Genomic DNA, 10838 nt, shown 5'->3' on the forward strand with positions numbered 1-10838 from the left:
CCCCCTATACTGGTTTTATGAAGCGGCTTTTGCCCCTCCTCTTCCTTCTGGGCTTGGGGGCGGCCCTGGCCCAGGGGACAGGGGGGTTTTGGACCAAAACCTGCGCCGTCTGCCACGGGGAGAAGGCCCAGGGGGTGCGGCCCTACCCCAGCCTCCAGGGGGTAGGCCCCTTCTTCGCCACCCCGGAAGGGAGGCGGTATCTGGTCCTGGTGGTCCTCTACGGCAAGAAGGAGGAGGCCGGGCTCATGCCCGGCTTTGCCCAGCTCAAGGACGAGGAGCTTGCCGCTCTATTGAACCACCTGAAGGCCCTTCTTGGGGCCAAAGGGGAGCCTTTCACCCCGGAAGAGGTGCAAAAGGGCCGGGGCCTGAACCTCACCCCCGAGCAAGTAAAGCGGCCGGGGAAACCCTAGGCCTCGGGGTCCTTCAGCACCGCTCCCTGGTCCGCTTGCTCCACCAAGGCGGCGTAGCGGGCAAAGAGGCCGTGGCGGAAGGCGGGGGGCCTGGGTTGCCAGCGCTCCTGCCGCCTCCTCAGCTCCTCTTCGGGTAGGAGCACCTCCAAAAGGCGCTTTTCCACATCGATCCGCACCCAGTCCCCGTCCTCCAGAAGGGCGATGGGGCCTCCCACGAAGGCCTCGGGGGCGATGTGGCCGATCATGAGGCCGCGGGTGCCCCCGGAGAAGCGGCCGTCGGTGAGGAGGGCCACCTCGGGGCCGAGGCCTTCGCCCACGATGGCGCTGGTGACGGAAAGCATCTCGGGCATCCCGGGAGCGCCCTTGGGGCCCACGTAGCGGATCACCAACACGTCCCCGGGGCGGATCTCCTTGGCCAGGACCTTTTCCATGGCGGCCTCCTCGGAGTCGAAGACCCGGGCTGGGCCCTCGAAGTAGGTGCGCTCGGTGCCGGCCAGCTTCAAGACCGCTCCCCTCGGGGCCAGGTTGCCTCTAAGGACCACCAGGCCCCCTTGGGACTTTAGGGCCTTTTCCACGGGGAAGACCACCTTCTGCCCCTCCGCTTCCCGGTAGGCCCGTTCCACCTCTTCCGCCAGGGGGCGGCCGGTGAGGGTTTTCTCGTCCCCGTAAAGAAGCCCCGCCTCCAGGAGCTTTTTGAAGACCAAGGCGGTGCCCCCGGCCTCGTAAAGCTCCCAGGCGGTGTAGGTGCCCCAGGGGAGGAGGTCGGCGATCACCGGGGTTTTCCGGGAAACCTGGTCAAAGTCGTCCAGGCTCAGCTCCACCCCCACCTCCCGGGCGATGGCCAGGAGGTGCAGCACGGCGTTGGTGCTCCCCCCGGTGGCGGCCACGGCGGCGATGGCGTTGAGGAAGCTTCTGCGGGTGAGGAAATCCTGGGGTTGCCAGTTTCGCTCTATGGCCCGGGCCAGGATGCGGCCCGCCTCCCGGGTGGCCTTGGGCTTTTCCGGGTGCACGGCGGGGATGGCGTTGTAGCCCACGGGGGAGAGGCCCAGGGCCTCGAGGGCCATGGCCATGGTGTTGGCGGTGTACTGGCCGCCACAGGCCCCGGGGCCAGGGATGGCGTGCCGTTCGATGGCGGCAAGCTCCTCTTCGGTGATCCGTCCGGCGGCCCTCTGTCCCACCGCTTCAAACACGGAAACGATGGTCAGCTTCCTCCCCTGCCACTCCCCGGGGGCGATGGTACCCCCGTAGAGGACCATGCCGGGTACCCCGCTCCGGATCACCCCCATGGCTCCCCCGGGGATGGTCTTGTCGCAGGCGGAGAGGACCACCATCCCGTCGTAGAGGTAGCCCTGGGCCACCAGTTCCACGCTGTCGGCGATCACCTCCCGGCTTACGAGGCTCGCCCGCATCCCGGGAGTGCCCATGCTGATGCCGTCGGAGATGGCGGGGGCCCCGAACTCAAAGGGGAAGACCCCGGCCTCCTTAAGCCCGGCCTTGACGTCCAGGGCCAGCTGGCGGAGGTGGTAGTTGCAGGGCATGCCGTCGGTGAAGGTGTTCACCACGCCCACGAAGGGCCGGGAAAAGTCCTCGTCCCCCACGCCCACGGCCCGGAGCATGGAGCGGGCGGGGGCCTGCTGCAGTCCCTTTTTGATGCGGTCGGATCTCATGTGTCCCTCCAGGATGCGATCTTTCCATGAAACTGGCGCGCCCTCGGCAGGAGGCGCACCAGGGCTTTGGCTGCCTCCTTGGGGCTTAGGAGGCGGCCTTCCTCCTTGTACCCGCGAAAAACCTGATGCAGCACGGGGGCGGCGCTTCCCTGGGCCTCGCGGGCCTGGCGTTGCATCTCGGTTTCCACCACCCCGGGCCGGTAGATGAAGCAGGGGACCTCGGGCACCTCCGCGGCCAGCTGCCTGGCCAGGTGCTCCTCCGCGGCCTTAGCCACCGCATAGGCCCCGATGCCGGGAAGGTTGGACTCAGCCGCCCCGGAGCCCACGTAGACCGCCACCCCTTCCCCCTTTTGCCGGAGGAGGGGATAGGCGAAGCGGGCGAGTTGATACCCGGCGATGAGGTTGGCCTCGAGGACCTCCAGGAAGAGCCCCTCGGCGATCTCGTAGAGGAAGGGCCCCGGGTGGAGGACCCCGGCGTTATGGATGTAGCCGTAAAACCCCCCTAGGCCCTCGGCCTTTTTCACCAGCTCCTCGGCCACTGGGGCTTGACCAGCGCTTCCCGCCACCGCTTCGACCCTGGCCCCTAGGGCGCGAACCTCCTCGGCCACCTCCTTTAGGGGCCCTTCCGAGCGGGCGTTTAACACAAGGTCGTAACCCGCCTGGGCCAGCTCGAGGGCCAGGGCCCGGCCGATCCCGCGGCTTGCCCCGGTGAGGATCAGAGTTTTCCTCATAGGAGTTCCTCCACGGGGATCTCCACCCCCATGAAGGCCAGGGTGTCCCTGGGTCCCAGGGTCCTGACCTCCTTATAGCCTCCCTCTCTGGGCTCCCTGTGCACCAGAACCCGCCTGCCTTCCCGGTCTACCACCCAGACCTCGGGCACGCCCCCTTGGGCGTAGAGGGGGACCTTGACGCTCAGGTCGTGGCGGAGGGAGGTGTCCGTCACCTCCACCACAAGGAGGGCCTCCTGGCCCTGGGGGTGCCGGTCCGGCCCGTCGCTATGGGGACGGAGAAGGACCACATCCGGGTAGAGCTCGGATTGGCCCACCACCAGGGGATTTTGCCCGGAAAGAAGGGCCTTGTTCTCCAGGGCTAGGGGGGCTAGAAGGGTGGTCAGCTTACGCACCACGAAAGCGTGCTTAGGGCCGATGGGGCTCATTTCCAGAAGTTCTCCTTCCACCAGTTCCAGCCTTAGGTCCTCGGGAAAAACCCCGGCCTCCACCATGCGGTGGAATTCTTCCAGGGAGATCCGGTGGCGGGTCATGGCAGGACCTCCTTCACGGGTACCCTGAGCCCCAGGGCCTCCAGCTCGCCCCCCTCGAGGGCCTCCCGCTCCCCATAGCCCTCCCCGGTGGGCCTGCGGAAGACGTACACCCGGTCCCGCACCAGGTCCACTACCCAGACCTCGGGGATCCCCGCCTTGGCGTAGAGGGGGAGTTTCACGGTGAGGTCGTAGTCCAAGGAGGTGTCCGCCACCTCCGCCAGCAAGAGAACATCCTCCCCTTCGGGCAGGCGATCCCGATAACGGGTCCTGGGGGGTTTGAGGAGGGCCAGGTCAGGGTAGACCTCCGTGACAGGGCCCAGGACCAAAGGGTTTTGGATGGAGATGACCGCTTGCCCCCTGAGGGGGGAAAGAAGGTCCACCAGGGTGTTCAGCACATGGGCGTGCTTCTTACCCATAGGGCTCGTGGTGAGGATCTCCCCCTCCACGAGCTCCACCCGGGCGTCTTCGGGGAGGATGCCGGCTTCGGCCATGCGGTGGAACCCCTCGGCGGTGAAGCGGTAGCGGAGCATTTTCCCTATTTTAGATGGCGGAGCACCTCCTGGGTGAAGGCCTCTGTCCCCGCGCTTCCCCCCAGGTCCGGCGGGGGCGCCTCGAGGAGGGCCTGGGCCACGGCGCTTTCCACCCTCCTTGCCAGCTCCACCAGGCCGAAGGCGTGCTCCAGCATCATGGCGGCGGAGAGGATGGCGGCGGTGGGGTTGGCGATGCCCTTGCCGGCGATGTCCGGGGCGGAGCCGTGCACCGGCTCAAAGACCGGGGTGCCCCGGCCCAGGGAGGCGGAGGGGAGTAGCCCCAAGGAGCCGGGAAGCACCGAGGCCAGGTCGGAAAGGATGTCCCCGAAGATGTTTCCCGTGACCACCACGTCGAAGCGGGCGGGGTTTTTCACCAGGTGCATGGCCATGGCGTCCACGTACTGGTGCTCCAGGGAGACGTCGGGGAAGTTCTGGTGCACCTCCTCCACCGTCTTCCGCCAGAACTCCCCCACCTCCAGCACGTTGGCCTTGTCCACGCTGGTCACGTGCTTCCTGCGCTTTCGGGCAGCCTCAAAGGCCACCCGGGCCACCCGCTCCACCTCCGGCTTGCTGTAGCGCTCCGTGTTCCAGGCCTCGGCTTCCGACATCCCCCGGGGCTCCCCAAAGTAGATTCCTCCGGTAAGCTCCCGCACGATGAGGACATCCACCCCCCGGGCGATCGCCTCCTTGAGGGGGGAAAGCCGCTCCAGACCGGGGAAGACCTTGGCGGGGCGTAGGTTGGCGAAGAGGTCCTGGCTTTTCCTTAAGGCGAGAAGCCCGGTCTCGGGGCGGATTTTGCGGGGCAGGTTATCCCACTTGGGCCCCCCCACGCTTCCCAAGAGCACCGCCTGGGCCCTTTCCACTCCCTTTTGCGTGGGTTCAGGGAAGGGCTCGCCGAACCGGTCTATGGCCGCCCCGCCAAAGGGGTAGAGCTCAACGATCAGGCCAAGCCTATGGGCCTCGTCCAGGGCCTTAAGGACCTTTAGGGCCGCCTCTGTGACCTCGGGGCCAATGCCGTCCCCTGGCAGCACTGCGATCCTCACCCTGACCTCCTGGGGTAGGGAAGGCGGCGGTCAAACTCGTCCAAAAGCTCCCCAGCTTGGAGAAGTTCCCCAATCGGGTCCCAAAGCCCTTCCACCAAGGCCTCCCGCGCTGCCTCCGGGATGGAGAGGGGGGCGGTGCGGCCACCGAAGCGCACCTCCTTGTTCACCAGGTCCACCTCCACCTCGAGGGAAGGGTCGGCCTCTACCGCTTGGAAGAGGACCGTCAGGTCCTCCGGGGCCAGGGTCACGCAGGGAAGGCCGATGGCGGTGGCGTTTCCGAAGAAGATCTCGGCGAAGCTTTCCCCGATGAGGGCCTTGAACCCCGCCCTTTTGATGGCCTGGGGGGCGTGCTCCCGGCTACTTCCTGAACCGAAGCCCGCCTCCACCAAGAGGATGCTGGCCCCTTGGTAGCGGGGGTCGTTCAGGGGGTGGGGCTTGGGGTTGCCCCGTTCGTCAAAGCGCTCGTCGTAGAAGAGGTACTGGCCCAACCCCTCAAAGGTGAGCACCTTCATGAAACGGGCGGGGATGATGCGGTCCGTGTCGATGTCCTCGCCCCTTAAAGGCACCGCCCTACCGCGGATGGTGGTGAACTTTTCCAGCATGGCTTACCTCCCAATCCCAAACACTTCCCGGGCGTCGGCGGTCTCGCCCGCCACCGCCGCCGCCGCCACCATGAGGGGGCTCATGAGCACCGTGCGTCCCCTGGGGCTTCCCATCCGCCCCTTGTAGTTGCGGTTGGAGGAGCTGGCGGCAAGCTCGTCTCCCTGGAGGCGGTCCGGGTTCATGGCCAAGCACATGGAGCAGCCAGGGTTGCGCCACTCAAACCCTGCCTCGCGGAAGATTTCGGCGATGCCCTCTTCTTCCGCCTTTTTAGCCACCCACTCCGAGCCCGGCACCACCAAGGCCCGCACCCCCCTTTTCACCTTGTGGCCCTTAAGGTAGTGGGCCACCTCCCTAAGGTCCGAAAGCCGGGCGTTGGTGCAACTGCCGATAAAGGCCACCTGGATGGGCACCCCCTTGATGGGCTGCCCTGGCTTCAGGCCCATGTAGGCCAAGGCTTCCTCGGCCAGGGGGCGTTCCTCCTCGGGAAGCTCCTCCAGGAGGGGAATGCGGCCGTCAATGGGCACCGCCTGCCCGGGGTTGATGCCCCAGGTGACCGTGGGGGGGATGTCCTCGGCGCGGAAGGTGACCACGTCGTCGTAGCGGGCATCGGGGTCGGAGGCGAAGCTCCGCCAGCGCTTCTTGGCCTCCTCCCACTCCGCCCTCTTGGGGCTATAGGGGCGGCCTTCCAGGTAAGCGAAGGTGGTCTCGTCGGGGTTCACGTAGCCGATGCGGGCCCCGCCCTCAATGGACATGTTGCAAAGGGTCATGCGGCTTTCCATGTCCATGGCCTCTACGGCGCTTCCCCCGTACTCGTAGGCGTAGCCCAGCCCTCCCTTCACCCCCAGGTGGCGGATGATGTGCAGGATCACGTCCTTGGCGTAAACCCCAGGGGCAAGCTTCCCTTCGATGTTGATGCGCCGCACCTTCAGCTTCTGGGCCGCCAGGGTTTGGGTGGCCAGGACATCCCGCACCTGGCTGGTCCCGATGCCGAAGGCCACGGCCCCAAAGGCCCCATGGGTGGAGGTGTGGGAATCCCCACAGGCGATGGTCATGCCGGGTTGGGTCAGGCCCAGCTGGGGGCCGATCACGTGCACGATGCCCTGGTTCCCGCTTCCCAGGTCAAAGAAGGTGATGCCGTGCTCCCGGGTGTTTTGCCGGAGGGCTTCCAGCATGTTCTGGGCCAGAGGGTCCTGGAAGGGCTCGGTGCGGTCGTGGGTGGGCACGATGTGGTCCACGGTGGCGAAGGTGCGGTGGGGATAGCGCACCCGAAGGCCCAGGTCTTTCAGCATGCCGAAGGCCTGGGGGCTCGTCACCTCGTGGAGGAGGTGCAGGTCGATAAAAAGCTGGCTTTGCCCGCTTCGGAGCTTCCTTATCTCGTGCGCTTCCCAGACTTTCTCGTAAAGCGTTTTTCCCATGCTCCCTCCCCTGAAAAAATCCCCCGGGTTTTGGGCCCGGGGGAAGGCAACAGGGCTTCCCTAAGCCGGGCCCGCCCGGCCTAGGTCTAGCAGGAAGCCCCGCCGCATTGCCCTATAGCCTACGCTCCTTTTGTCCGGGGGTCAAGGGCTATGCTAGTCTCAAGGAAGATGACCACCGAGGAGCGGCTTTACAAGCTGGAGGGCATCGTGGAAGGGGTGATGGCCACCCTTCCGGAGCGGATTACCTCCCTGGAAAACCGCATGGACCTCCTGCGCCAGGAGCTCAAGGGCGACATAGTGGGCTTGCGCCAAGAGCTTAAGGGCGAGATGGTGGCCTTGCGCCAGGAGTTCAAGGCGGAGATGGCGGCCCTGGAGGGAAGGCTTCAAGAGCAGATGGCCTCCTTGCGCCAGGAGCTCAAAGGGGACATGGCCACCCTGCGCCAAGAGCTCAAAGGGGACATGGCTACCCTGCGCCAGGAGCTCGAGGGGGAGATGGGGGCTTTGGAGAGGCGGCTTGGGGAGCAGATGGCCTCCTTGCGGCAGGAGCTAAAGGGAGATATGGCTTCCCTGCGCCAGGAGCTCAAGGAGGATATGGTTTCCTTGCGCCAAGAGCTCAAGGGGGATATCAATACCGCCTTAAACCGCCTTATGCTCTACTTCAGTGCCCTGGCGGTGATCCTGACCCTCCTCACCCTTTGGCGCTAGGGCTTGACGGGGATAAGGGCCTTCCGTACAATAACCCTTGCGTCTGCCGGGGTGGCGGAATTGGTAGACGCGCACGATTCAGGGTCGTGTGTCCTCGCGGACGTGCGGGTTCAAGTCCCGCCCCCGGCACCAAAAGGCCCCGCTAAGGCGGGGTTTTTGCTATTCTTAGGGGCATGACGCGGGTTCTCTCCGGCATCCAGCCCTCGGGGGAGATCCACATCGGCAACTACCTGGGGGCCATCAAGCAGTGGGTGGAGCTGGGGGAGAGGTTGGGCCGGGAGGCCTTCTTCTGCATCGTGGACTACCACGCCCTCACCAATCCCCTGGCCTACGATCCTTCCACCTTGGCCCAACGTACCTTTGAAGCTGCCTTGGTGAACATGGCCGCCGGCCTCAACCCCGAAAAGGTCACCCTCTTTGTCCAATCGCATGTGCCCGAGCACACGGAGCTCGCTTGGGTTTTCACCACCCTCACCCCCCTGGGCGACCTCACCCGCATGACCCAGTTCAAGGATAAGGCCGCCAAGCAGGAGGCGGTGTGGAGCGGGCTTCTCATGTACCCGGTGTTGCAGGCGGCGGACATCCTCATCTACAAGGCGGACACCGTGCCCGTGGGGGAGGACCAGGTGCAACACATTGAGCTCACCCGGGAGATCGCCCGCCGCTTCAACGCCCTTTTCGGGGAAACCTTCCCCGAGCCCGAGGCCCTTCTTAACCCCGAGGCCCCAAGGGTGCCGGGCATAGACGGCAAGGCCAAGATGAGCAAGTCCTTGGGGAACACCATCGGTCTTCTAGAGGATGAAGAGAGCATCTGGGAGAAGATCCGCCACCTTCCCGACGATCCCCAGCGCATCCGCCTCTCGGACCCCGGGGACCCGGGGCGCACCATCGTGTTCGCTTACCTCTCCTACTTCGCCCCCAAGGAGCTGGTGGAGGCCCTGAAGGAGGAGTACCGGAAGGCGGGGGTCGGGACCCTTGTGGTGAAGCGGGTTCTCTTTGAGGAGATGATGAAAACCTTACGCCCCATCCGCGAGCGGGCAGAGGCCCTGAGGAAAGACCCCGACTACGTGATGGACGCCCTCCTGGAAGGGGCCAAGCGGGCGAGGGCGGTGGCCTCGGCCACCATGGAAGAGGTGCGGGAGAAGGTGGGGCTCCTTCTCCCCAACAGGCGCCCCGTGTTCCGGTGATCCGGCTGGAGTTTCCCGGGTTTTCTGGGACGCCCGAGGAGCTTCGGGAAGCCCTGAGGCGGGGAAGGCTTTCTCCCAAGGGGTTTCCTGTCCTCCTCGTGGTGGAGCAGGCCCTCGCCCAGGTGCCGGAGGACCTCCAGGCCCGGGCGGAGCTTTTGCCCCTTTTGGCCGAGCTTTTGGTGCTGAAGCTCTCCCCGGAGCGGGCCCTTACCCCCAAAGAGGAAGGGGGGGAAGCCCCCCTCGTGCAGGTCTTGGTAGACCTCTCCGAGACCGTGGCCTTTTTGGAGGAACGCCTAAAGAGGCGGGCCCATCTCCTCCCCGTGCCCCCGCCCCCGGTGCCCAGGCCCGCCTTGCGCCTTTCTCCCAAGGCGCTGAAGGAGGCGGCCCAGTCCTTTCGCAAGGCGGTGCTGGCCTTGCCCCAGGAGGCCTTTGGCCTGCGGGAGGCCTGGGAGCGGCTGAAGGGCTTCCTTAGGGGGCGGGTGGCCTTCCACCGCCTCCCCTTGCGGGGCTGGGGGGAGCAGACGGTGGGCTTCGCCGCCCTCTTGGAGGCTCACCGCCTGGGTCTGGTGCGCCTCCGGCAGGAGGAGGCCTTCGGCCCCTTGTGGGTGGAGGCGGAAGGGGCGGTGGAGGAGCGTCGTTTTGCTTAAGTACCCCGCCGTGGCCCAAACCACGGGCATTGCCCTTCTTCCCTGCCTATTGCGGTAACCTTTATGCATCGGCACCTGGTGCGGCAGGGTGAGGAGGGCCAAGGCGACGGCCAGGGCGGTGAAGTAGAGCATGAGCCGGTTGAGGGCGGCGTTGATCTCGCCCTTCACCTCCTGGCGCAGGGCCTGGGTTTCCCCTTTGAGCTCCTGCCGCAGGGGGTCCATGCGGTTCTCCACCCCCGCCACCTGGGAGGGGAGGGTGGCCATGGCTCCACGATGCCCTGCAGCTTGTAGAGCCGCTCTTCCGAGGTCACCCTTGCCCTTAGGGTAGCACGCCCGGGCTCGAGGGTATCATGGGGTACATGGGACAGGCCGCCAAGCTCCTCCGCTCCCTGGAGGCCGAGGAGTACCTGGCCTGGGAAGCCTCCCAAAAGGAGCGGTACGAGCTCCTGGAGGGCGTGCCCCACGCCATGGCTGGGGCCAGCGAGGCCCACAACCTCCTGGTGGGCAACCTCTACTTTCTCCTGCGCCCCGTGGCCCAGGAGAAGGGATGCCGGGTTTTTTTCTCCGACATGCGGCTACGGGTTTCCGAGCGCACCTTCTACTACCCGGACCTGATGGTGGTCTGCGGCGAAGACCCTAACCCCCTCTACAAAGAGCGGCCCTGCCTGGTGGTGGAGGTCCTCTCTGAGGGCACGGAGGCCACGGACCGCCGGGAGAAGCTTTGGCGCTACAGAGAAATTCCTTCCCTTCAGGCTTACCTCTTGGTGGACAGCCGTGCCCGGAGGGTGGAGGGGTATTTTCGCACCCCGGAGGGGTGGCTCTACCGGGTGTGGGAAGAGGGGGAGGTGGAGGTGCCTTGCCTGGGGGTGGGGATTGCCTTGGAGGAGATCTACAGAGAAGTGCTCCAGTAGGGAGTTCCTTTAGGCCGAAGGCCTGTGGCTTGTTTAGAGGAGGCGGTAGAGGCGGAGGGTGCGGTCCACCATCCCCTCGAGGCCCCACTTCTCCGTCCAGGTGTACCCCTTCTCCGCCAGCCTTAAGGCCAGGGATGGCTCCCGCAAGACTCATTCCAGGGCCTCGATGTCCAGGCGGTGGAGAGGCTCGGTGAGGGCGGTGTAGCCTGGAGCCTTCGCAGGTCCAGGGAGGAGATGGGGGTTGGCGTGGGCGGTCAGCCCGACGACAGGGGTCCCAAAAAGGCCACGGGCAAGCCGCTTCTGCTTTTGCCAATGGAGCGCCCTTCGTGCACGAGCACTTAGAGGCTGTCGTAAAAGTCTTGTATCCTTGAAGGGTGCAGAGGACACGCACATCCCTTGAGCCCCTGATCCCCGCTCCCAAGCCCGGGGGTCGCCCGGCCAAGGTGCCTCGCCGAGAAA

12 protein-coding genes and 1 tRNA gene are annotated in these 10838 nt (G+C 65.9%); 6 read left to right on the forward strand and 7 right to left on the reverse strand.

Translation table 11 applies throughout. From position 1 onward, the window contains the following. Nucleotides 1–17: 17 nt before the first annotated feature. On the forward strand, nucleotides 18–410 hold the full coding sequence (locus tag C2847_RS05620; protein ID WP_105317477.1) for a c-type cytochrome: 393 nt from the start codon (nucleotides 18–20) through the stop codon (nucleotides 408–410). Here the strand turns inward: C2847_RS05620 and ilvD are convergent. From ilvD to leuC, 7 genes are read right to left on the reverse strand one after another with little or no spacing between them, the layout of a single operon-like run. Then, a complete protein-coding gene (gene ilvD, locus C2847_RS05625; RefSeq protein WP_105317478.1) occupies nucleotides 407–2077 on the reverse strand; it encodes a dihydroxy-acid dehydratase in 1671 nt (556 codons plus the stop codon). The genes C2847_RS05620 and ilvD overlap by 4 nt on opposite strands. Then, nucleotides 2074–2808: an SDR family NAD(P)-dependent oxidoreductase gene (locus C2847_RS05630; protein ID WP_105317479.1), complete on the reverse strand. Its 735-nt coding sequence runs from the start codon at nucleotides 2806–2808 to the stop codon at nucleotides 2074–2076. Before C2847_RS05630 ends, ilvD begins: the two co-directional genes overlap by 4 nt. Further along, nucleotides 2805–3338 carry a Uma2 family endonuclease gene (locus C2847_RS05635; protein WP_105317480.1) on the reverse strand — a complete coding sequence of 178 codons (534 nt, stop codon included), beginning with the start codon at nucleotides 3336–3338 and terminating at the stop codon, nucleotides 2805–2807. Before C2847_RS05635 ends, C2847_RS05630 begins: the two co-directional genes overlap by 4 nt. Next, entirely contained in the window at nucleotides 3335–3868 is a 534-nt protein-coding gene (locus tag C2847_RS05640; protein WP_105317481.1) for a Uma2 family endonuclease, read from the reverse strand. Before C2847_RS05640 ends, C2847_RS05635 begins: the two co-directional genes overlap by 4 nt. 5 nt (nucleotides 3869–3873) lie before the next feature. Further along, entirely contained in the window at nucleotides 3874–4911 is a 1038-nt protein-coding gene (leuB, locus tag C2847_RS05645) for a 3-isopropylmalate dehydrogenase (protein WP_105317482.1), read from the reverse strand. Next, on the reverse strand, nucleotides 4908–5513 hold the full coding sequence (gene leuD / locus C2847_RS05650; protein ID WP_105317483.1) for a 3-isopropylmalate dehydratase small subunit: 606 nt from the start codon (nucleotides 5511–5513) through the stop codon (nucleotides 4908–4910). Before leuD ends, leuB begins: the two co-directional genes overlap by 4 nt. 3 nt (nucleotides 5514–5516) lie before the next feature. Beyond that, complete coding sequence (gene leuC, locus C2847_RS05655) at nucleotides 5517–6929, reverse strand: 3-isopropylmalate dehydratase large subunit (RefSeq protein ID WP_105317484.1); 1413 nt, start codon at nucleotides 6927–6929, stop codon at nucleotides 5517–5519. A 168-nt stretch (nucleotides 6930–7097) separates the two neighbouring features. On the opposite strand from leuC, the gene C2847_RS05660 reads away from it, so the two are divergent. The 5 genes from C2847_RS05660 (at nucleotide 7098) to C2847_RS05685 (ending at nucleotide 10379) form a co-directional block, all read left to right on the forward strand. Continuing rightward, nucleotides 7098–7634, forward strand: a complete 537-nt coding sequence (locus tag C2847_RS05660) for a DUF1640 domain-containing protein (protein WP_105317485.1) — start codon at nucleotides 7098–7100, stop codon at nucleotides 7632–7634. A gap of 45 nt (nucleotides 7635–7679) precedes the next feature. Then, nucleotides 7680–7766: transfer RNA gene (locus C2847_RS05665), tRNA-Leu, on the forward strand. Nucleotides 7767–7807: 41 nt separating this feature from the next. Further along, a complete protein-coding gene (trpS, locus tag C2847_RS05670) occupies nucleotides 7808–8821 on the forward strand; it encodes a tryptophan--tRNA ligase (protein ID WP_105317486.1) in 1014 nt (337 codons plus the stop codon). Then, complete coding sequence (locus C2847_RS05675) at nucleotides 8818–9468, forward strand: chromosome segregation protein ScpA (protein ID WP_105317487.1); 651 nt, start codon at nucleotides 8818–8820, stop codon at nucleotides 9466–9468. Before trpS ends, C2847_RS05675 begins: the two co-directional genes overlap by 4 nt. A 359-nt stretch (nucleotides 9469–9827) precedes the next feature. Then, on the forward strand, nucleotides 9828–10379 hold the full coding sequence (locus tag C2847_RS05685) for a Uma2 family endonuclease (RefSeq protein ID WP_105317488.1): 552 nt from the start codon (nucleotides 9828–9830) through the stop codon (nucleotides 10377–10379). The last annotated feature ends 459 nt before the right edge of the window (nucleotides 10380–10838 follow it).

It is taken from the genome of Thermus tenuipuniceus, from assembly GCF_002964845.1.
Lineage (GTDB): Bacteria > Deinococcota > Deinococci > Deinococcales > Thermaceae > Thermus > Thermus tenuipuniceus.

Coding starts and splice junctions, on each gene's coding strand:
- C2847_RS05620 (WP_105317477.1), top strand. CDS start 18: ATGAAGCGGCTTTTGCCCCTCCTCTTCCTTCTGGGCTTGGGGGCGGCC.
- ilvD (WP_105317478.1), bottom strand. CDS start 2,077: ATGAGATCCGACCGCATCAAAAAGGGACTGCAGCAGGCCCCCGCCCGC.
- C2847_RS05630 (WP_105317479.1), bottom strand. CDS start 2,808: ATGAGGAAAACTCTGATCCTCACCGGGGCAAGCCGCGGGATCGGCCGG.
- C2847_RS05635 (WP_105317480.1), bottom strand. CDS start 3,338: ATGACCCGCCACCGGATCTCCCTGGAAGAATTCCACCGCATGGTGGAG.
- C2847_RS05640 (WP_105317481.1), bottom strand. CDS start 3,868: ATGCTCCGCTACCGCTTCACCGCCGAGGGGTTCCACCGCATGGCCGAA.
- leuD (WP_105317483.1), bottom strand. CDS start 5,513: ATGCTGGAAAAGTTCACCACCATCCGCGGTAGGGCGGTGCCTTTAAGG.
- leuC (WP_105317484.1), bottom strand. CDS start 6,929: ATGGGAAAAACGCTTTACGAGAAAGTCTGGGAAGCGCACGAGATAAGG.
- C2847_RS05660 (WP_105317485.1), top strand. CDS start 7,098: ATGACCACCGAGGAGCGGCTTTACAAGCTGGAGGGCATCGTGGAAGGG.
- trpS (WP_105317486.1), top strand. CDS start 7,808: ATGACGCGGGTTCTCTCCGGCATCCAGCCCTCGGGGGAGATCCACATC.
- C2847_RS05685 (WP_105317488.1), top strand. CDS start 9,828: ATGGGACAGGCCGCCAAGCTCCTCCGCTCCCTGGAGGCCGAGGAGTAC.